Here is a 20,436-nt window from a genome sequence, read left to right on the forward strand (position 1 = left end):
GTAACGTGATTATATCAGAAGCGTCAGAAATAAGAGGAGGAAAAAGTTTCAATTTCTTTGAATTTATGAAATACGCGACTCCGGTGCTCTTGGTTAATTTCACAGTCCTCTACTTGTTTATTTCTTTGGCTGGAACAGCCTTGATACAGCTACCAGCTGCATCTCATTAGTACCTTCTGCGATCTCCATGATTTTAGCATCTCTATATAATCTCTCCACTTTAGACCCTCTATTAAGACCGTGACCGCCAAATATATGAAGGGCTAGTCTCGTCACCTCCGTGGCAGTTACTGCAGCGTAATACTTAGCCATTGAAGCCTCTGTAAGTGCCTCTAATCCTTTATCAAACATTGAGGCAGCTCTCCAGGTTAGAAGCCTTGCAGCCTCAACTTTTATGTAAGCATCGGCTAGGTTAAAGCCTATCCACTCCTGCTCTATTATTGGCTTTCCGAACTGCTTTCTGGTCTGAGCCCTCTGGATTGCCTCATCTAAAGCTCCTCTTGCAATTCCCACAGCAATTCCTGCATATCCATTTCTTCCGATCATCAAAGCCTTTAAGGCTCCTCTATACGCATCGCCTTCTTTTCCTATTATACTGTCTTTCGGAATCCTAACGTTGTTGAACTTGACATATGACACACCAGCACCTCTGATACCCATTAGGTCGAGCTTATGAATTTCAACACCGGGCAATTTGGAGTCTACAAGAAGTAAGGATATTCCTTGTCTGTCTCCAGGGTTTCCGCTAGTCCTAGCTAATACTACCATCTTTGTAGAGAACGATGCGGCACTAGTGAATATTTTCTCGCCGTTAAGGACAAGCTCATCTCCATCAGGCTTCGCCGTTGTTTGTAATGCACCTAGATCAGAACCGGCTTGTGGTTCTGTTAATGCTACGGCGTATATCTCCTTTGCCTTTATTCCTTTCTCTATCCATTCTTGAGCTGAATCCCCTCCTACTGAAATCAAGAGTTGTAAAGCGTTGTGTTGTGTATGTAGAGAGTGGGAAGCACCTCCGCTCTCAGCTCCTAATTCCTCCGTAGCTATTGCGAATGCTACTTCCCCAAGACCGAGACCGCCATACTTTGTGGGCTCCTTCATGCCTAGTAAGTTCATTTCAGCTAAATCCTTCAGTATTTTGTCTCCGCCTTCGTTGGTGTCGTCCATATATTTAGCATATTCTCTAACAGTTTTCTGAGCATATTCTCTAATTTTATACCTATACTCTTCTAATTCCTTACTTAATTCAAACATGGCTATTTAGGTATAAAGAGTTTAAGTGATATAAAATTTTAGAGTGAATAAAATTAACGATATCTGACGTCTGTGCATTCGGATTAGAGTTAAATAGAGGGATTATTATATGTAATCAGATGGGGTATCTAGCCCTCTGACTGCCTCGCAGAGGGCTGTGTGAGGAGGGCTTCCTGCCGTGAATATAATATACTTAATACAAGTAGTGTCAACGCTGGTAATGCTAATTCATACATCGATTCTAGACATCAAGACCAGGGAGGTAGACCTCAAGGTTTGGCTAATTTACTCGCCGTTAATACTATTCTTATATTTCGATTATAAGTTAGTTATACCCTTTCTCTACTTATACTCTGTCATAACCACTAACGTTATGATTTACGTGTTTTACAGACTGGCATTAATGGGAGGAGCTGATCTTTTCTTATCAGTTATACTTTCCTTAAGTAACGCCGTAGTCTATCCCTTTTTCTTTCCGAAACTCTCAGAAGAGGGAATAGAACCTTTAGTAATCCTTCTCTACGCCTCACTCTTGATAGGAATAACAGCCTTAGGTAACGTGATCAGAAATCTCGGTCATATAAATGGAGACCTACCATTTACCACCAAACTTAGCTTGATGATATCTGGAAAGAGGATTAAAGTTAAGGATTTTCTCAATTCTAAGTTTCTTTTCCCCCTAACACAGATCGATGAAAAAGGTAATGTCTCATTGAGGACAACTTTTTCTGTAGATGAAGACGATGCAGAGTGGAGGAAGAAATTTCAGGAATATGTGAATAAGGGAATAATTAAAGAAGATGACGAAATTTGGGTAATTTGGGGAGTCCCAGTCATTCCTTTCATATTAGCCGGGTATGTAATTAGTTTAATAATAGGTTTGCCGATTTAGGAGGAAAAAGAGTTTAAAGAAAAAATCATATTTTTACTATGATATATATCATAATTAGACCTATTAAGCTCAGAATTGCTATCCCCAGTGAAGGGTAAACGTAAATAGGATTTGAATCCGAAGACCACATCATGAATGAGCCTAAAAGTAAGATTTGCTGAATAACCAGAATAATGCCTAATCCTAAAAGAACTGCTGTAAGTTTGCTCCTTACAGCACTTCTAGTAGATACTAACTCATACGATACCAGTAATGCTAAAATCAGCGATATAATTACAATACCAATGTTAACTATCCAAATGTGAAACATTACGATTAGTATTCTGATAGAGTTTCCTTTTAAGTTTTTACCAAAATTCAATTCTTTTGACCATATTATTAATTGATATAGTGAAAATAATTCTTTTAAGAATTTTATAAACTATATGTCTATTCTTAAATAAAAAATAATGGGTATGTATTTATATTCCTAAAATTAATTTAACTCTATTAAACGTTTACATTTACGCAATACTTAGTCGGTAAAAACGTTCATATTATGCGGTTTAAAATAGAGAGATATAGCGGACCCGCCGGGATTTGAACCCGGGACCACCGGCTCTCTTACCGGCCCCATAGAAGGCCGGCGCTCTATCCTGGCTGAGCTACGGGTCCAAGTTCATAAATCATGAGTCTCACATAACTTAAAGGTTTTTCGGTATATTATATGGTACAAATTAAAAACGTCCATCACTAGTCAACGAAAACAAGTTGAACTCTCTCGATTTAAGCCTTTAGTAATAATTAGTATCAGTAATATTCTTACCGTTCATTTATTATTCTTTTTATCGAATATTTACCACATGCCATGGATTTCAACAAAATCAGCAGATAAATTGGTTTTCGGTCAAGTCATTAAACTAGAAATAGGTAAAGTAATGAGAATCGAAAGCTTTAAAGGAGACCGTTGGGTAGAAATCACAAAGATCAGAGAAGACTCGTTCAATATAGTAGAAAGCGGATTTAAGAAGATGACTTACGAAAATGTATCGGAGAAAGACCTGAAAAACTTGTTAAAGAGAATTTTCGATGAGGAATTCCCTAGAAGTCATCAACTTAGAGTGTCAATTCACAGTAGTTAATTCACTCGTATTCACGCCATACTTTTCCACACTTGGTACACTTGTAAAATCTCGTAGGAGGCTCGTCAGCCCTTCTCGTCTGTAAAATCCAGAAATAAGCCTCGTCATTACCACAAGCAGGGCAAGAAATGCCCTTAGTTATTTGTGCACCAGTAGGAGGAACGTCGCTCTCCAAGACCAACGTTTTCTCTTTAATAGAGTGCTTAACCGTCGTGGTTATCTTAACTGATTGTTGCCCTGCCACTTCCTCATAACCACACTTAGGACATCTGTAAAGTGTTTTTCCTCCATCTTTCTTAGGAACCATAATGGAGCCACATTTGGGACAGAACTTCATAATTCACCAATAGAAATACCTACTTACACCATAGTTTATTTAATTTTCTTCCAATTTGCTCAGCCAAAGAGTTACAAATTTCGACTTCTTCTCCGCTGTCGACAAAGGTTTTAACTTCCTCCTTAACACTTGATGAATTAAAGGAGCTAATAACCTCTTCTTTACTTTCTCCGAAAAATATTTTTTCTAGAAAAAACCTCTAAATACACATACAATATACAACTTGTCATGATAAGACGAGACAACCGCTTTTCTAGTTTCCTTTTTCAATACTCTTAACCTCTTCAATGAACTTGTCAGCATAACTCTCGGCGAGTTCAATAGCCTTCTTCAAAGCCTCCCTTGGCTTTATAGTTCCGTCTGTCATTGTCTTTATTATTATACTGTCTATCAGAGGGTGAGGTTGTGTATAAGAGGCGAACTTTACTCCCGGTACCATTAAGAGCATACCCTTTAGTAGGTTGCCCAAAGTGTGATCCTCACCGTCTATTTGTACTTCTAAATACTCATCCGTTTCCTTAAGGATCTTAACTTCCACCTTTCTTCACCTGAAGTAGAGCTATTTTCCTAGACTCAATATTACCACAGTTGGGGCACCTTAAATGTTCTTCGTCATGTTTAGTCATTTTAGTACCGCATATCGAGCATTTAGCGTAAACAACACCCAGATCCCTCTGTTTTAGAGTTAACGCTATAGGGATCGTGGAGTTCAAAGGCTTAGCCCTTATTATATCTCCGACCTTAACAGCTTCGGATATCGAGTTTAAGTACTTGTTAGTTATCTGAGAAATATGTAGGTAACCTGTAATAGACTCTGTCTGTTTGTCCTCAATACTGTAAATGTTTACTAGGGCTGAGTCTTCCTTAAGCCCAACTACAATTCCCAGCACATACTTAGCCTTTTTTATCATTACAATTCCAGGTCTCTTAAAGGTAATCGAATTTACCTTTCTATTTATCATATCGTAAAACGCTTTCCCAACAACACTGGAGTAGACCTTTCCGTCCTTGTCGTAAGTCCCCTCGCCTGGGACGAATTCTTCCAATACATTTAACTCGTCTCCCGGTAACAATAATTCTCCTTGCTTTCTCAACACTCACATCACCAAGGGAATATATATTTATCTAAATTACCAGATATAATCATTTTCGCTTCCCCCGGAGTTAAAACCGGTTTCTCATAATCGTACAAATCGTCGATAGGAAGTCTAGGACAAGAAGTTACGACAAACGTGTCGACCTCATCATTGTCTATGTTTCTCAGGGTGTCCTTACTCAAAGACCTATTTGTGATTACGAATACCTTATATCCTCTTTCTTTTAGTTTCTTCTCAAAGTACTTAACCATCAGAGGTCTGTTCTGACCGGTTTTCACTCCCTGAATTATAACCCACGTCTTTGCATCTAATGCTTTCATTATCTTTCCGTATCTGACCTTAAGGATTTTATAAACTTCACTAGTTAAGTCCTCATTTCTTCCGGTATAAGGATCAACCTTAATTACAGGCTTTCCAGTAGCAAGACCTACGCCTAAAGCGTGAAATAGACCTCCTGAGATGTTGAGATATACGTCAGCCTCTACATTCAAAGCCGATTTATAATCACAGCCCAGTATTTGCCCGTCATACATAAAAGGAGAAGAGGGTTTTCCTACAAGCACATCAAATCCCTGAAGTTTTGTAGCCAGTTGCTTGATCAAGTGTACATGTTGTATGGTCGAAGTTATAGAGACTCTTCTCGCTTTATATTTTTCTTCAAGAAGGGACTTTAAGTTCGCTATTTGTTGGTCACTTATATAAAGATTACTTCTGACTTCGATGAACACGGTAGGGAACTTAGGGTAATACCAAGTATATGGTGTATGACCATAGTGAATTATTAGATCTACTTTAAGCGTAGTAGCCTCGTCTTCGGCTATATCACATGCTCCCCAACTGGGTTCAGTAGATATGAGAAATTCTATATTCGGTAATTTTTCTTTTAGCTGTTCAACCACTTGTAATGAAAAAGGTTTTAAGCCCTCCGGAAACTGAAGAAGAACTCTTTTTGCTCCTCTATTCTTTATTTCGTTTACAGTTTTCTCTATCTCAAAGTCATAATTCACTGTGCTGGTGCCTCTTTCTTTAACGGCACGACCTCGATCTTAGTCCTAATGGATATTTTGGACTGTGCCATCTTTAATGCTTGTTTTGCTATCTCTACGTGTTCCTTCTTAACTTTTACGAACATTATGAGGTCTCCTAACCTTTCTATTCTAGCTGCTGTACCTATGGGCTTTCCGAATGAAAGCCTCATACCGTCCTGCAATCTGTCCGCTCCTGCAAAGGCCATCATTTTGTTTTCCCTTAAAACATGGTGGGGATACTTAGTAACAACTAAATAGAAGTTCGTTTCTGAGGCTAATTTCTTCGTTAAATACTTTAACGCTAATACACGTGCAGCTTCTAAAGCGTTATGCCTTATTTGCCCTATCTCACTACTGACTAGTCTTAGTTCGTAATCGTAATCATTATTGGGATTACCCATAGTGAATTTTGTTATTTTAGGCATTGGTACTCCAGGTATGTACTCCTTTCTCGTATAAGCTGGGCCGGAGAAGTGCCTGTAACATCTTCCAGGTCTTAGTGGCATAATTACACACTGTCTACTACTAATTTAAAACTTTCCCTTGAATGTTTACCTTACCTTATTTAGGGTCTTCTCTATCAAGTTTATCTGCTGTATAATTTCGTCAGCCGTGTTCTTTAACGTCAAGATGTCACTAGGTTTCTCTATATTCATTGACACAATAACGATTAAGTCATCATCTGTTGGCTCCACTTCTATTTCCATCCCTCTGGGAATATTTATGTTGTCCACATTAACTATTTTTGCCACATTATTAGGCTGCGAAGTCCTAATCCTTAGAGTTATACTTATCTTCAACTCTTATCAACCCTTCTTTTCCGGAATTAACGTAGAAATATCTGCTTGTAAATAAGCCCTCTTGAGTCTTTATAAGTATTGGTTTATCTCTTCTGACACGGCCTTGTTGTATGAATATTAGTTGAAGTAGTATCGGCGACCTCAGTGTTGAATCCACAACGTAATACTGTGTGGTCTCGGTTAATCCGTTTATTTTAAAACCCTTGGCCATGTCGTCCCTGAACTTAGTTATTAAAGTCTCGGCATAGTTCGGTGTATAAACGAGTTGAAATAGGTCTCCAATCCCTCTAACGTCTAAAAAGTACAAGGTCGTAAAGGCCAATTCTAAAGTATCGTACTCCATATAGTAAACTCTATCGGTTATCAGGTCTGTTCTATCGAATTTTGGATTAACCTTCATAACACTCGAAGCTATTCTCATCATAAGTGTGTTCAGTTTCGCCTCATCTAGATCCTCCAGTTTATCCGTAGCTTCGATTCCAAGTTCGTCTAACGCCTTTATTGTATCTTCTCTATTCCCAGTCATATCCGGTATATACGGATCTATGGACATTGTTAAAGATGAAAATAATGGCAAGTGTTTATAGTTAGGTATCTTAATATTTTTCTCTACTGAAACTCCTAAATTTTCCATTTGTGATAATACGTTACGTTCATATTCCGTCAAAGGTCTTCTTTCTAAGACTAATGACGAGAACATACCAGCAAGTATTGGAATTAAGTCATCTACTGATATGGGAAACAATGACGAAAATGAAGTTTGTCCTATGTTATACTGCTTGTCGAAAATAGTAATAACTCTACCAGAAGGGACAATTTCTAATTTTATAGGGCATTCTCCCCTGAGACTTAGAGCAAACTCATCACCTTCGCTATTTGCATACTTACTAATTAAAAACGAGAATATTATGGCGTCTGGGTTATAAGGAGCTTTAATACACCTTACCTTTGACGCTATGATTTCGCTCGTTATTTGTTTATCTGGACTAGGCTCTTTTAGATAGTTTTCCAAACTTCCTTCACCTCTTTTCTGATCTCTTCAATACTAATTTCCCTAACATAAACAAAGCCTAAAGAATATGATAGTAGCTCAAGAACTCTTATCTGGAGAACTAAGAGAGGAGGAACTATTGCGGTTAATGCAAGCTCAGATATCCCTGCCGCAGAAGGTATCGGTACTAATAAAGCGACTTGATAAGTAGTATTAATCAATAGTGATTCTATTAATGACCTTGAAACCAGATAAAAAGGCAAGGATTGTACTACATAGCTAAGAACTGTGAGAAACACCGACAATATAGTTAGGAAAGGGTTGCTTAACCTTTCTTTTATCTCACCCTTAGCGTTCAAGTAAGCGTCTTGTAAGGGCTTAAGATATTTAATAGAAAATATCTTTTGTTCTATTCTATTTAAGTTATAGTTCGATGTACCGTAAATATATCCTACCCCAAAGATCCAAAGTAAAACGTTTCCCAATGCTGTAAGAACCAAAATTATCTCGAAAGCTGAGAACTTAAACCAGATAAATACTAAGAACATTACCGCTATTACATTCACGTCATAAAATGATTCTAAAAGAGAGAGGGAAAACGCTATATCGATACTTACCCCTTTCCTGATATAAATTACAGCTCTGGCTAGATCAGGACCCATTGCTCCTGGAATTATAAGACTTACACTGTTTGCAAATATTCTTGCTTTAAACGCGGTATAGAAATCTATTCCTATTATCCTCGAGTCCCTTAAAGAGACTATTAAAATTTGGGTGAGATAAGCTACAAAGAAGAATATCACGAAATAAGGATCCAACTTCAAGAATATATTTAGAATGTCAATCTTAAATATTTCAGAATATACTCCTATGATTATGATTGGAAGAAGTATGACTAATACTAATTTTTTATCCACGCCTTCATTAGCGAGAAACTTTTTTAAAACATTTTCCGTCAGGATAACAAATAATAAATCCATCCTTCACTTTCTCAGTTTTTACACCCTGATTTTTAGACATATATCCTTCGGAAGTTCTTAGTCTCTTTATACCACAGCTCACTTCAAGCCTTGAGTTAAGATACACATATTGGCCCTTTGAACAAGCTTCACATTGGCTGCTCCTTTCGATACGTATTCTATCTAGTCTAAGGCTCTTCATGTCCAGATAGTACAAATTTCCGTCAATTTCACCCATTAGATGTTTCAGCATTAATTGAACTTGCAGACTTGCGGTCACATCGATAACAGTATTTAAAGTGCCTATTGTCTCACAAGCGTTTGTATCCGCCTCATTTGCGTAGTTCATAAAGCAAGACAAACAAGATGTGACTTTGGGAACTATTAATTTTACTGACGAGTATTCTCCAATTACTCCACCGTAAATTAAGGGGATCCCAAGCTTTACGCATGCGTCATTTAAGACAAGTCTGTAGAATAAACTGTCCAGAGCATCAAATACATAGTCACTACCCTTTATTAACTCCTCTACGTTGGTTTGATCAACAACATCAATTACTGCATCTATCTTTATACCTGAATTTATTTTAGCTAATCTATCCTTGCATACAAGAGCCTTAGGTTTTCCTACATCCTCTTCCGTGAAAAGTCTGGTTCTATGAAGATTACTGATTTCTACTATATCTGCATCAATAATTTTAATATAACCTACTCCCAGCCTTGTTAGGAGTTCAGCTAAGGCCGTGCCTAACGCTCCACAACCAACAATAGTAACCTTTAATCCAGCTAGCTTCTGCTGCACTTCAAAGCCTAATACTAGTATCTGCCTTGAGTATCTTTCCACACAATCTTGTATAACAAAGCTTATAATTAAGTGTTTGGAAGATGTGATGGGGGCTTGGTTTTGCACCAATGGAAAAAGGTGGAAGTGATGGAACTCCAATATCATTAGAGGAATTAAATAAGCTCAAGTCAATAGCAGAAAGAGCTAGAAGGAATGTAATAAGGATGCTATTTTACGACCAGACAATCCATGTTGGTTCTTCACTAAGTAGTATAGAAATATTAACGACCTTGTTCTTCAGGTATCTAAGGGAAGGGAAAGATCCAATTAACCGAGACTGGTTAATATTAAGTAAAGGACATGCCGCTCCCGCATTATATGCAGTATTAGCTGAAAAGGGCTACATAAGCGAAGATGAGTTATGGAAGATTCAAGATATCTCAGGACTACTACAAGGACACCCAGAAATCTTCATACCAGGTGTGGACATGGCTACCGGTAGCTTAGGTCAAGGCTTAAGCTTCGGAATAGGAGTTGCCCAAGGAATTAAAATGAAGGGAGGTACTGGGAGAGTTTTCGTAATAATGGGCGATGGTGAGCAAGACGAAGGTGAAATATGGGAAGCCATGACACATGCCGTTACGAGAAAGCTAGACAACTTAATTGCCTTCATAGAGATGAACGGGTTCCAGCTGGACGATTCAACGGGTAATGTAAAGCCTAAGGACTTCTTACCCGATGTCTGGAAAGCTGTCGGTTGGAAGACATTAAGTTGTGACGGACATGACTTCGTAAGTATAATAAACACAATAGATGAGGCACTTAAAATAAAAGCACCAGTAGTTATATTTGCAAAGACAGTAAGAGGAAAAGGTTTCCCAGTCATCGAAAACTCTAAGAGACAGAGGTCGAGCCCAGATGATGCAAGGAAGTTCCTACTCAATGCGTGATACTTTTGGTAAGTTATTAGCGGAGCTAGGAGAGAAGAACAAGGATATTGTAGTAATTTCTGCTGACGTAGGGGACTCTACAAGGGCAATGTACTTCAGGGAGAAATTCCCTGATAGATATTTCAACGTAGGTATTTCAGAGCAAGACATGATTAACTTTGCTGCGGGTCTATCTGCAGTAGGATTTAAACCGTTAATAGTAAACTTTTCCATGTTCGTGATGAGGGCGTGGGAGCAAATTAGGAACTCAGTAGCCAGAATGAACTTAGACGTAAAGATACTTGTAACTCATGCAGGTTATAGTGACAGCGGTGACGGATCGAGCCACCAGAGTTTAGAGGACATAGCATTGATGAGAGTTCTACCGAACATGAAGGTGATAGTACCCGCAGATCCGGAGGATATAAAGAGAAGTTTGCCCGTAGTCGTTCAGGAACTGAGGGGACCACTTTACTACCGTGTGGGCAGAGAATACTCGCCATCAATAACGACAGGGGTGGATTACGACTTCAAACTCGGTAAAGCATACGTGCTTAGAGACGGAGATGATGTAGCTATAATGGGTGCTGGAGTCGTACTATGGGACGCATTAAAGGCTGCAGAAGAATTAGAAAAGATGGGTATAAGTGCTGCTGTAATCAACTTATTCTCTATAAAGCCGATAGACGAAGATACGATAGAATATTATGCGAGAAAAACCGGAAGAGTGGTAACAATAGAGGAACATAGCATATATGGTGGTATAGGTTCTGCTATAGCTGAAGTGTTAGCAAAAAGATATCCGACTAAGATGAGGTTTATAGGAGCCACCACTTTCGGCAGGAGTGCGAGAAGTCAAAGGGATCTCCTAGATTACTACGGAATCAATTATAAATCCGTCATAAGCGCTGTGCTGGAGCTAGTGAAATGAATGAGCACAGAGCTGGAAAAGCTGAGAAAGGAGATAGAAGATATTGACAATCAGATACTAGAGTTATTACACAGAAGGCTTAAGGTCTCTGCGAAGATAGGAGAAATTAAGAGGAGGACAGGTAGAGAAGTTACAGACGCAAAAAGAGAGGAATATGTTAAGACTTATTGGCTCGAAAAGGCAAGGTATTTGGGAATACCAGAGTCAATGGTAAATCTTATTTTACCTATTTTATTCTCTTATTCTAAACTTTATCAAATTTCCCCCGGGAAAAAGAAGAAAGTCGTAATAGTGGGATACGGGGGGATGTCACGCTCACTTACTTCACTTCTCACCCTCGCCGGTCACAATGTTGTTATAACGGGAAGGAATTCAAAAAAAGCTGAATCGTTGTCAAGACAATTCAACGCAGTATTCATGGAACCAGAACAAGCACTTAATTGGGGGGAATACATAATTCTAGCCCTCTCTCCTTCCGCAGTAGATTACATTTCATCACTCCTTAGTAAAATACCTCAAGGAAAGGTCGTCATGGATATATTTTCCTCTAAAGTGAGTACTTTCAAACAGCTCGAAGAAATGTCCGTAAAGAACGGCTTTAAGTTCGTGTCAACCCACCCGCTATTCGGACCCATATTATACCCTATTGGTGAGAGGATTGCAATCATACCCTCAGCTACTTCAGGAGACATAACTGAAATAGTAGAATTCTGGAGGGACGTAGGACTTCAACCTGTAGTCACTACAGTTGAAGAACACGAGAAGGCTATGGCTATAATTCAAGTCCTCACCCACTTTTTCATTTTGGGTTTAAATAAGGCTATTCCGAGCCTTCAAAAGGAGCTTGAGATAAGTGATAACCTTCTGAAAGAATTACAAACAACTAATTTTAGGGAAGTATCAAAGATACTCGCTAGGATGAGCGAGTTATACCCAGTGATTATAGAAATACAAAAGAGTAACCCTTATGCTTATAAGGCTAGAGAAATAGGGATTATGAAGCTAAAACAAGTTAAAGACGAGCTAGGTGAGTAGATTGTTATTTATCCTAAAACAAGGAGTAGATTATTCTACACTAAACGAGAAGTTAAAGGAGTCATCAGCTTCTTATAAATTCCTTGATCTATACGGGAAAAAAATAGTAATAGCGTGGCCCGACGCGTATGTTGAAAATATCAAAGATCCGTCTATAGAAGTATCCGTAAAGCCCAAGAGACCTTTCCAATTAGCCAGTAATGAGTGGAAAAAAGAACCAACGGAAGTTGACGTCAATGGAGTAAAGATAGGAGGAAATAAGGTTGTAGTAGCTGCAGGTCCTTGTGCTGTAGAAGATGAAGAACAAGTACTAACCGTAGCCAAAGCTGTGAAGAGAGCCGGAGCCTCAATACTTAGGGGAGGAGCCTTTAAACCGAGGACTAGCCCTTACTCCTTCCAAGGTCTCGGTGAAAAGGGTCTTCAGATATTAAGAAAAGTAGGAGACGAGGTAGGTTTACCCATAGTATCTGAAATAATGGACACCAGACAAATAGATATGTTCAAGAAATACGTCGACATGCTTCAAATCGGGGCAAGAAACGCCCAAAACTTTGACTTGCTAAAGGTAGCTGGACAATCTGGGTTGCCAGTTCTTCTTAAGAGAGGGATGGGTAACACAGTCGAAGAGTGGATATTGACTTCAGAATACATACTTTCGGAAGGAAATGGGAACGTCGTTCTTTGTGAGAGGGGGATCAGAACTTTTGAAAAAGCCACAAGATTTACTATGGACATAGGTGGAATGGTAGCAGCTAAATTACAGACCCATCTACCTATATGTGCTGACCCCAGCCATCCTGCTGGGAAGAGAGAACTGGTTCACTCCCTCGCATTAGCGGCAGTTGCAGCTGGGGCAGACATGTTATTAATAGAAGTCCATCCTCATCCCGAGAAAGCTTTTAGTGACTCAGAGCAACAGTTAACCCCTGAATCCTTTGAGGTCTTAATGAATAGAATTAAGGCGTTATCTAACGCTCTGGGTAGAACTGCATGATTAAAATAAGTGAAGATTTTTGCAACACGACTACCCATGTCATAATCGGTAAGGGTTCAGTTTCATCTCTTTCCGAAATAATAGGAGACAAGAAAGTTGCGTTATATTACTCGAGAAAGCTAAACGTTGACAAGATCAAACAAAGTTTGAAGAGTTATTACGAATTCCCCATGGAGGACGGTGAGGAAGCTAAAGATATATTATACTCATTAAAATTAGTAAGAGAACTATTCGAGAAGGGATTCGACAGAGGAGATTATGTAATTGCAGTAGGAGGAGGGACAGTAACAGACGTAGTAGGCTTCATAGCATCTATATACATGAGGGGATTAAACCTAATTAATATACCAACCACGTTGCTGGGTATGGTAGATGCTGCAATAGGAGGTAAAACCGGTGTTAATTTTGAGAACGTTAAGAACGTATTGGGAACGTTTTACCAACCATCCTTTATAATCTCCGACATAGACTTTCTTGAGACACTTCCTCTAGAGGAAATAAAGAAGGGTATGGCTGAAGTAATCAAATACGGCTTGGTGCTAGACAAGGAGCTTTACGATTATTTAGTTATGCATAAGGATGAAATATACAGAAAAAAACCTGAAGCTTTGGAGACTGTGGTATATAAATCCGCATTAAATAAACTAGCAGTAGTAAAGGAGGACGAAAGAGAGACTAAAGGCATTAGGATAGTCCTGAACTTCGGTCATACAATTGGTCACGCTATTGAAGCCGGATCCAACTTCAGGATTTCTCACGGTTATGCCATATCAGTAGGAATGGTATGTGAGGCGAAGATAGCTGAGGAAATGGGATATGCAGAGGAAGGAGTTGTAGAAGACACTACATGGATATTATCCCATTACGAATTACCTATAACAGTAGACTCATTGAAGGAAAATATAGACCTCAGGATAGCACTGGAAGCTTTGACCAAAGACAAAAAAGTCAGGGGAGACAAAGTCCTTATGCCTTTTCCGACTAGAATAGGCGACTGGAAAAGAATAGAAGTACCGGTAGAAACTCTGAAGGGGTTTGCGGAACAATGCTTGAAATAAATTATTATACTAAACTACTAGGTGTAGTAGGAGAAAATATACCTTACACCTTATCACCCTCAATACATAATTACGTGTTTCAAAAACTTGAGATAAATGCTGTTTACCTCGTGTTTGATATTAAGAAAGAGAAGTTTCACGCTACTTTCCCCGGTTTACTTAACATAAGCTATGGGTTAAATATAACAATTCCCTATAAAGAGGAGGCGTTAAGATACGTAAGACCAGAAAAAGAGGCGGAAATGATAGGAGCTGTAAACACAATTTTTGAGGGAAAAGGGTACAACACGGATTATATAGCCTTGAACACGTTAATAAGAGAGAAAGTAGACGTAAACGAGATTAAAGTATGCACTGTATTCGGTGCTGGTGGAGCGGCTAGGGCAGTAATATACTCCTTACTTAATGCTGGTTGTGAGGTATTCGTGATCAACAGAAGCACAGAGAGGGCTGAGAGATTGAGGGAAGAGGTATCTCAGAAGGGATTCAGTATTAAGATCGCAGGGGAATGTCCTAAAAGCGACGTAGTTGTAAATACAACTCCCGACCCTAACTTCGTATCTGATGAGTGTGTTCAGGGAAAGTTAGCGATAGATTTCGTATACAAACCTGTAAAGACCTCGTTGATAATCAGGGCTGAAAAAAGAGGTATAAATACTATAAACGGGATCGAAATTCTTGTAGAGCAAGCTTTAGAGGCCGATAAAATTTGGTTCGGCAAAAGGTTAGATAGAAATGAAGTAATGGGGTATTTATATGCCAGGCAGCTCGTTCGGTGAAATGTTCAGAATAACTACATTTGGAGAGAGCCACGGTCCTGAAGTAGGAGTGGTTATTGATGGAGTCCCTGCAGGGCTATACTTGAGTAAAGATGACATACAGTTTGAACTCCTCTTCAGGAGACCAGGCAGACAATATGTAACCGGTAGACGTGAGAAAGACGAACCTGAGATCGTAAGTGGAATATATAACGGGAGGACTACGGGGGCACCGATAGCAATAATAGTAAAGAACTCAGACGTTATCTCGTCACTATACGAGGAAATAAAATATAAACCGAGACCGGGACACGCGGATTTACCTTACATTATGAAATACGGTTATGAAAACTGGGATTATAGAGGGGGCGGGAGGGCGAGTGCGAGAGAGACCGTTAGTAGAGTAGCCGCCGGTGCTATAGCTAAAAAGTTGTTAATGCTTACTGACACGGTAATTGCTGGACACTTAAAGGGTCTGGGACCTATAGAGTTAAACGAAGACGTTACCTTCGAGGAGATCCTTTGCTCAAAGTACAGCCCCGTCAGGGCCAGTAAAAAGTGGTTGGAGGAAAAGTTCGAAGAACTCATCAAACAAGCTACAGTAGAGGGAGATAGTTGGGGAGGAATTGCCGAAATTGTGGTCAAAAACCCACCATCGGGCTTAGGTGAACCCGTTTTCGACAAACTAAAAGCCGACTTAGCTAAAGCCGTACTCTCAATTCCTGCTGTTACAGGTTTTGAATACGGACTTGGCTTTAAGGCAGGAAGAATGAGAGGTAGTGAAGCCAATGACGAAATTATCGTTAAGGACGGAAGACTCAGGTGGAAAAACAATACTTCAGGAGGGATCTTAGGCGGACTGTCTAACGGAGAAGACATAATATTACGTTGTGCTTTTAAGCCTACAAGCTCTATAAGAAAACCCCAGAAAACGGTAGATCTGAGGACTTACGAAGAGACTACGATATCTGTAATAGGTAGACATGACCCTGCAGTAGCAATTAGGGGGGTCTCAGTAGCTGAGGCGATGGTAGCCCTAGTCTTAGTAGACCATGCGATGAGAGCTGAATATATACCTACAGTAAAACTAACTGAGGAGCAAGCGAAAGTTATAGAGGAAAGGTGGAGGAGGTACGTTGAGTCATGCAAGCCTATGCAGGGGTCTCAGTAGTTAACGCACTTCCAAGTTGGTACGGCTCATCAATGGCTATAAACGTTAAGGTTGACGTTAAAATAAGAGAGAGCAAGGAGTGTGCTACACATCCTTCTCAGCTGGTAAACGAGATTGTGTTGTATTTCAGAGAGAACTATAATATACCATGCATTGAAGTGGAGATTAATTCCGAGATACCCCCGAAGAGCGGACTAAAAAGTAGTAGTGCTGTATCCTCTGCGTTAATAGGGGAAATCGCAGAAAAATTTCAGTTACCTATAAAAGCTTGGGATGTACCTGTTCTCTCCGCAATTCTGTCTCTGAAGTCCCGTGTTTCGTATACTGGCGCGTTGGACGACGCTTCAGCTTCGTACTTTGGTGGAGTATCTTATACGTACAATAAGGAATTTAAAATAATCGACATGAAAGAGCCTCCTTCAGAGATCTCGATCATAGTCATACCCAGAGGAAAGAGATCTGTGTCAGTTGATATGACTAGACTTAGAAAATTCGAGCCCCTCTTTAAGGAGATCTTTACCCTAGCCAGACATGATGTAATTACGGCTATGAAACTTAACGGGCTGGCTGTGGGAATAATTATGGGGTACGACCTTACTTTAGCGAATGAAGCCCTGAAAAAAGGTGCATTGGCAGCCGGAATTTCAGGAAACGGACCTTCCATGTTTGCTGTAACTAAGATAGGTAATGAAGGAGTTATTTTAGACCTGTTCGAAAAACAAGCCGAGAAACCTATTGTAGTCCAACCGGTGGGACTATGCGAGCAGAGATTAAGAAATCGATAATAAGAGGGAAAGTAAAAGCCCCTACGTCAAAGAGTTTCGGCATCAGACTAATTCTTTATTCATTATTAGCAAATGTCAAGTTAAAAAACGTCTCAGAACCTTCGGACGACATTCAAATTGCAAGAGAAGTGGTTAAAGAGCTAGGTATAAGTGAGAAAGGAGAGTTTCAGTTCATATCAAACAAATCAGAATTGAAAGTGCCATCGTCATTATACTTCGGAGGTTCGGCGACGACACTGAGAATGATAATACCAATACTAGCAATATTAGGAGGGAAAGCCCTCTTAGACGGTGATACAAGTTTAAGAAGGAGACCGCTTAACGCTATTATCGAAGCATTAAAACCTTACGTCACTTTCTCCTCCACTAACTTACCTACGGTAATAGAGGGAAAGCTTAACACTGATCACGTTACAATTAGCGGAAGTGAAAGTAGCCAGTATATATCTGGGTTCATATACGCTTTTTCTCTGAAGGGTGGGGGAGAGATAGAGATTATCCCGCCGGTCTCGTCTAAGAGTTACATAAACATGACAATCGACCTCATTAACTCCTTAGGTGGCAGAGTTACGATAAAGGGGAACAAAATAGTAGTTGAGGAGGGAGAGTTTAAGGAATATGAAGGCGAAATCCCCGGGGATTACGCCCTTTCCTCTTTTTACGCCATCGCCTCAGTCGTTACCGGGGGAGAGATAGATATAAACAACCTTTATCCGATACCCTACTACGAGGGTGATCACAGCATAGTAAAGATACTAAGAGACATGGGGGTGAGGACTGTAGTTGAGGATGGTTCGTGGAGTGTGAGAGGAGCAGAAAAGTTAAGAGGGATAAGAATTAACGTTGACGATTTCCCGGACCTAGCACCCTCAATAGCGTCTATAGCCCCCTTCGCTGGGAGTGAAACCGTGATAGAGGGAATTAAGAGGTTGAAGACGAAAGAGAGTGATAGGACCCAGACTATCACTTCAACTCTGAAAAGTTTCTCCGTTAACGTTGAAAGTGACGACCAGAAAATGGTGATTTACCCCTCTGACGTTAAGGAGGGTCACATAGAATGTCCAAACGACCATAGAATTGCAATGTTAGCTGGAGTTCTTTCACTAACTTCAGGAGGAACGGTCTCCAAGGCTGAGTGTGTAAGTAAAAGTAACCCCTATTTCTGGAAAGACTTAATTTACTTAGGAGCTAATATTAGACTAGAATGACATGTGTAGTAGCGTCTTTACCGGTTAGAAGTATAGCGGAGTTAAACGAGAGGATGAAGAGGTTAAGGGACACAGACCTGATAGAGTTAAGGTTGGATTATATGCACGAACTACCACCAGTTGACGAATTCATTAAAAAAGTGGAGGACTTCAGAGATAAAATTATAGTTACCGTAAGAGATGTAAACGAGGGAGGAGTCAATAAAATATCCGAATCTTCGAAAGCAGATTTCCTAAAAGTGCTTTACAAAGAGGGCATCATTTACGACGTAGAGGTCAGGTTCCTAAAAAGAAATATCGTACCTTACGAGAATGTAATAGTATCGATCCACTATTTTGACTGTCTTCCCACCTTTGAAGAAGTGAGAAATAACTTGTCATCTTATGCAAATAGAGCCCTAGTGAAACTAGCTGTTATCGGGACTGGAAAATATAAGCAACTCTTAGCCAAGGTCTTGGAAGAGTTTCCAAATTCAGCTGTAATGCCAATGGGTGTTAACCCGTTAGAGAGGATAGCTTTCAGTATTCTGGGTTCAAAACTTATATATGCCCATACAGGGGAGGAAACAGCTAAAGGCCAAATGTATTACAAGGATGTTAAAAACATCCTTTCTTATTTCAACGTTGAATGTGAGAAACTGTTCCCTAATCCTCGACGATGATGTCTTCCTTTTCCACTGTCACCTTATAAGTCTTTATAGGTTTTTTGGTAGCTCCCTTAATTGCCTTTCCGTCTACAAGGGAGAAATGAGTAAAGTGACACTGGCACACTAGTTCTTCCCTTATCACTACACCGACCTTACTTAGGTCGCATCCTAGATGAGGGCACTTACTGTCAACAGCGTAAAATCTATCTGCACCTAAGTATACGATAAGTAGTTCTTTATCGTTAACCTTTATTTTTCTTCTATCTCCCGGTCTAAAATCAGACTTAGGGATCCTGATCATCGAATCCAATAATTTTTAAAAGATTTAAGACTAATCATACACAATCTCTAAGTCTACGGCTCAATTTGTGATATTTTTATATAGTTTGTCATATCCTATATACGATTAGTTTATAATGTTAAAATGCTATATACATAATAACAAAGAGGTGTAAATAAATGAATACAACTATTGAGGAAAGAATTGCTAACAAAGTAGATTATAGGCTAATAGAGATAAATAATATTTCCCCGTCAGCTGAAGTACAAGCTATAGTAATAACGTCGAGACCGCCATCCTCTGATGTAGTTGAGGACGTTAAAAGGGTAGTTCACATTGTAGCCGTGTTTCCGTTCTTATCTACCATAAAAGTCAAGGGCAAGGTAAGAGACATATTATCACTTACTGAGAAGGATTACGTTAAATATATAATGCTAGAGGAGATATTAGCTAAAATTGAGGAATTTTTCTAACGTAGAGCTGAGAGAGTGGCAAAAGAAACTAAAAGAAAAAATTAAGAGTGCTATTAACACCAATAAGCTGGTATTTTTAAACTCTCCCACAGGGAGTGGAAAGACATTATTTTCTCTTTTAGTGGGGCTTGAAACCAAAGGTAAGGTTCTTTTCTTAGTAAGAACGCACAACGAATATAACCCCGTTTTCAGGGATTTCCTGAAAATTAACACTGATAAAGCTCTGAAATTCTCATTCCTCATGGGGAAACCTACTGCTTGTTTATTTTCCGAAGGGGATGCAAGCACAGATGATATAAACTGTAACTTATGCAGTTTTAAAACGTCTATTATAGATCTAGAGGTGGAAAAATATCCCAATGAATTTGTTAAGGAGTTAAAAGAGCAAGGTATTGAAAAAGGGTTTTGCCCTTATTTCTCTCTTTTTAACGACATAGGTAAAGCCGACGTAATAGTCCTTACATACCCTTACTTTTTCATAGACAGGTTCAGGGAATCCCTAGGTATAGAATTTGAGGATTATCTGATAGTAGTGGATGAAGCTCATAATGTCGAAAAAATAGGGGATTTTGAGGAGAGAACACTCTCAAGCCATTTACTCGATATGGCCATAAAACAAGCCAAAAATGAGTTTGTTAAGTTCATATTGCAGAGAGTAAAGGACGAGTTGGTTAGAATAGCCTCTAATGTAGAGAGTTATATTAGAGCGAATGAGATTCCTGAAATCTCAGAGGATGAAATAGAAGTTCTCAAAGAAGAGTATGAGGAACTGAGAGAGCAAATGATAAAGGAGAGGAAAATAAAAAGGATATATTTGGGTTCTGTAATTAAATTCTACGAAAGCTACAAAGATGGTGAAGGACTAGTACCTTTTATTCATAAAAATAAAATAGTTTTGAAGAGC

At 39.3% G+C, this 20,436-nt stretch carries 26 protein-coding genes, 1 tRNA gene and 1 pseudogene; 15 read left to right on the forward strand and 13 right to left on the reverse strand.

Annotation, left to right across the window (positions count from 1 at the left end; all coding sequences use genetic code 11):
• Positions 1 to 170: pseudogene (locus tag WIW89_RS13620) on the forward strand (SLC13 family permease); the annotation flags it as partial.
• Here the strand turns inward: WIW89_RS13620 and WIW89_RS08715 are convergent.
• On the reverse strand, positions 118 to 1,254 hold the full coding sequence (locus WIW89_RS08715) for an acyl-CoA dehydrogenase family protein (protein WP_337700313.1): 1,137 nt from the start codon (positions 1,252 to 1,254) through the stop codon (positions 118 to 120). The pseudogene WIW89_RS13620 and the gene WIW89_RS08715 overlap by 53 nt on opposite strands.
• Positions 1,255 to 1,474: 220 nt before the next feature.
• Here WIW89_RS08715 and WIW89_RS08720 point away from each other — a divergent pair, with 220 nt between their 5' ends.
• Complete coding sequence (locus tag WIW89_RS08720; RefSeq protein ID WP_443296440.1) at positions 1,475 to 2,146, forward strand: A24 family peptidase C-terminal domain-containing protein; 672 nt, start codon at positions 1,475 to 1,477, stop codon at positions 2,144 to 2,146.
• A 25-nt stretch (positions 2,147 to 2,171) separates the two neighbouring features.
• Here the strand turns inward: WIW89_RS08720 and WIW89_RS08725 are convergent, their stop codons facing one another.
• Positions 2,172 to 2,456 (reverse strand): hypothetical protein, encoded by a 285-nt coding sequence (locus tag WIW89_RS08725; protein WP_337720458.1) that lies wholly within the window; start codon positions 2,454 to 2,456, stop codon positions 2,172 to 2,174.
• Between the two features lie 254 nt (positions 2,457 to 2,710).
• Positions 2,711 to 2,800: transfer RNA gene (locus WIW89_RS08730), tRNA-Arg, on the reverse strand.
• A gap of 188 nt (positions 2,801 to 2,988) precedes the next feature.
• Here WIW89_RS08730 and WIW89_RS08735 point away from each other — a divergent pair.
• Positions 2,989 to 3,267, forward strand: coding sequence for a hypothetical protein (locus tag WIW89_RS08735; RefSeq protein ID WP_337720459.1), 279 nt, complete (start codon positions 2,989 to 2,991; stop codon positions 3,265 to 3,267).
• 1 nt (position 3,268) lies between these two features.
• Here the strand turns inward: WIW89_RS08735 and WIW89_RS08740 are convergent, their stop codons facing one another.
• From WIW89_RS08740 to WIW89_RS08780, 9 genes are all read right to left on the reverse strand, one after another.
• Positions 3,269 to 3,604, reverse strand: coding sequence for a transcription factor S (locus tag WIW89_RS08740; RefSeq protein ID WP_337700307.1), 336 nt, complete (start codon positions 3,602 to 3,604; stop codon positions 3,269 to 3,271).
• 253 nt (positions 3,605 to 3,857) lie between these two features.
• Entirely contained in the window at positions 3,858 to 4,142 is a 285-nt protein-coding gene (locus tag WIW89_RS08745; RefSeq protein WP_337700305.1) for a DNA-directed RNA polymerase subunit L, read from the reverse strand.
• Complete coding sequence (locus WIW89_RS08750; protein WP_337720475.1) at positions 4,132 to 4,698, reverse strand: exosome complex RNA-binding protein Csl4; 567 nt, start codon at positions 4,696 to 4,698, stop codon at positions 4,132 to 4,134. Before WIW89_RS08750 ends, WIW89_RS08745 begins: the two co-directional genes overlap by 11 nt.
• 8 nt (positions 4,699 to 4,706) lie before the next feature.
• Positions 4,707 to 5,708, reverse strand: coding sequence for a diphthamide biosynthesis enzyme Dph2 (gene dph2 / locus WIW89_RS08755; protein WP_337720460.1), 1,002 nt, complete (start codon positions 5,706 to 5,708; stop codon positions 4,707 to 4,709).
• Complete coding sequence (locus tag WIW89_RS08760; protein ID WP_337720461.1) at positions 5,705 to 6,235, reverse strand: 50S ribosomal protein L16; 531 nt, start codon at positions 6,233 to 6,235, stop codon at positions 5,705 to 5,707. Before WIW89_RS08760 ends, dph2 begins: the two co-directional genes overlap by 4 nt.
• 45 nt (positions 6,236 to 6,280) lie before the next feature.
• Positions 6,281 to 6,529, reverse strand: coding sequence for a KEOPS complex subunit Pcc1 (locus WIW89_RS08765; protein ID WP_337720462.1), 249 nt, complete (start codon positions 6,527 to 6,529; stop codon positions 6,281 to 6,283).
• Complete coding sequence (locus WIW89_RS08770) at positions 6,501 to 7,541, reverse strand: single-stranded DNA exonuclease (RefSeq protein ID WP_337720463.1); 1,041 nt, start codon at positions 7,539 to 7,541, stop codon at positions 6,501 to 6,503. The genes WIW89_RS08765 and WIW89_RS08770 overlap by 29 nt, the downstream gene beginning before the upstream one ends.
• A complete protein-coding gene (locus tag WIW89_RS08775) occupies positions 7,526 to 8,437 on the reverse strand; it encodes a lysylphosphatidylglycerol synthase transmembrane domain-containing protein (RefSeq protein WP_337720464.1) in 912 nt (303 codons plus the stop codon). The genes WIW89_RS08770 and WIW89_RS08775 overlap by 16 nt, the downstream gene beginning before the upstream one ends.
• Positions 8,438 to 8,444: 7 nt before the next feature.
• The gene (locus tag WIW89_RS08780; protein ID WP_337720465.1) at positions 8,445 to 9,389 is read right to left on the reverse strand and encodes a HesA/MoeB/ThiF family protein; all 945 of its coding nucleotides are present in this window, start codon (positions 9,387 to 9,389) and stop codon (positions 8,445 to 8,447) included.
• Between the two features lie 2 nt (positions 9,390 to 9,391).
• Between WIW89_RS08780 and WIW89_RS08785 the strand changes: the two genes are divergently transcribed.
• Genes WIW89_RS08785 through WIW89_RS08830 form a run of 10 tightly spaced genes read left to right on the forward strand, consistent with a single transcriptional unit; the run spans position 9,392 to position 18,794 of the window.
• Positions 9,392 to 10,213 carry a transketolase gene (locus tag WIW89_RS08785; RefSeq protein WP_337709949.1) on the forward strand — a complete coding sequence of 274 codons (822 nt, stop codon included), beginning with the start codon at positions 9,392 to 9,394 and terminating at the stop codon, positions 10,211 to 10,213.
• Positions 10,182 to 11,123, forward strand: a complete 942-nt coding sequence (locus tag WIW89_RS08790) for a transketolase family protein (protein ID WP_337709947.1) — start codon at positions 10,182 to 10,184, stop codon at positions 11,121 to 11,123. Before WIW89_RS08785 ends, WIW89_RS08790 begins: the two co-directional genes overlap by 32 nt.
• Positions 11,124 to 12,158 (forward strand): chorismate mutase, encoded by a 1,035-nt coding sequence (locus WIW89_RS08795; RefSeq protein WP_337720466.1) that lies wholly within the window; start codon positions 11,124 to 11,126, stop codon positions 12,156 to 12,158.
• A 1-nt stretch (position 12,159) separates the two neighbouring features.
• Entirely contained in the window at positions 12,160 to 13,152 is a 993-nt protein-coding gene (gene aroF, locus WIW89_RS08800; RefSeq protein ID WP_337720467.1) for a 3-deoxy-7-phosphoheptulonate synthase, read from the forward strand.
• A complete protein-coding gene (gene aroB, locus WIW89_RS08805) occupies positions 13,149 to 14,210 on the forward strand; it encodes a 3-dehydroquinate synthase (protein WP_337720468.1) in 1,062 nt (353 codons plus the stop codon). The genes aroF and aroB overlap by 4 nt, the downstream gene beginning before the upstream one ends.
• On the forward strand, positions 14,198 to 14,989 hold the full coding sequence (locus WIW89_RS08810) for a shikimate dehydrogenase family protein (protein ID WP_337709941.1): 792 nt from the start codon (positions 14,198 to 14,200) through the stop codon (positions 14,987 to 14,989). Before aroB ends, WIW89_RS08810 begins: the two co-directional genes overlap by 13 nt.
• Positions 14,967 to 16,139, forward strand: coding sequence for a chorismate synthase (gene aroC, locus WIW89_RS08815; protein ID WP_337709940.1), 1,173 nt, complete (start codon positions 14,967 to 14,969; stop codon positions 16,137 to 16,139). The genes WIW89_RS08810 and aroC overlap by 23 nt, the downstream gene beginning before the upstream one ends.
• Positions 16,112 to 16,924 carry a shikimate kinase gene (locus tag WIW89_RS08820; protein WP_337720469.1) on the forward strand — a complete coding sequence of 271 codons (813 nt, stop codon included), beginning with the start codon at positions 16,112 to 16,114 and terminating at the stop codon, positions 16,922 to 16,924. The genes aroC and WIW89_RS08820 overlap by 28 nt, the downstream gene beginning before the upstream one ends.
• A complete protein-coding gene (aroA, locus tag WIW89_RS08825; RefSeq protein WP_337720470.1) occupies positions 16,897 to 18,132 on the forward strand; it encodes a 3-phosphoshikimate 1-carboxyvinyltransferase in 1,236 nt (411 codons plus the stop codon). The genes WIW89_RS08820 and aroA overlap by 28 nt, the downstream gene beginning before the upstream one ends.
• Entirely contained in the window at positions 18,129 to 18,794 is a 666-nt protein-coding gene (locus WIW89_RS08830) for a type I 3-dehydroquinate dehydratase (protein ID WP_337720471.1), read from the forward strand. The genes aroA and WIW89_RS08830 overlap by 4 nt, the downstream gene beginning before the upstream one ends.
• Here WIW89_RS08830 and WIW89_RS08835 read toward each other — a convergent pair.
• Entirely contained in the window at positions 18,778 to 19,080 is a 303-nt protein-coding gene (locus tag WIW89_RS08835; RefSeq protein WP_337720472.1) for a Rieske (2Fe-2S) protein, read from the reverse strand. The genes WIW89_RS08830 and WIW89_RS08835 overlap by 17 nt on opposite strands.
• A gap of 158 nt (positions 19,081 to 19,238) precedes the next feature.
• Here WIW89_RS08835 and WIW89_RS08840 point away from each other — a divergent pair, with 158 nt between their 5' ends.
• Both WIW89_RS08840 and WIW89_RS08845 read left to right on the forward strand, forming a co-directional pair.
• A complete protein-coding gene (locus WIW89_RS08840; RefSeq protein WP_337720473.1) occupies positions 19,239 to 19,532 on the forward strand; it encodes a hypothetical protein in 294 nt (97 codons plus the stop codon).
• The coding region (locus tag WIW89_RS08845; protein WP_337720474.1) for a DEAD/DEAH box helicase family protein at positions 19,516 to 20,436 on the forward strand (921 nt) is incomplete at its 3' end. The genes WIW89_RS08840 and WIW89_RS08845, both read left to right, overlap by 17 nt.

Origin of the sequence: Stygiolobus sp. CP850M (assembly GCF_037389425.1) — an archaeon.
Taxonomy (GTDB): domain Archaea; phylum Thermoproteota; class Thermoprotei_A; order Sulfolobales; family Sulfolobaceae; genus Stygiolobus.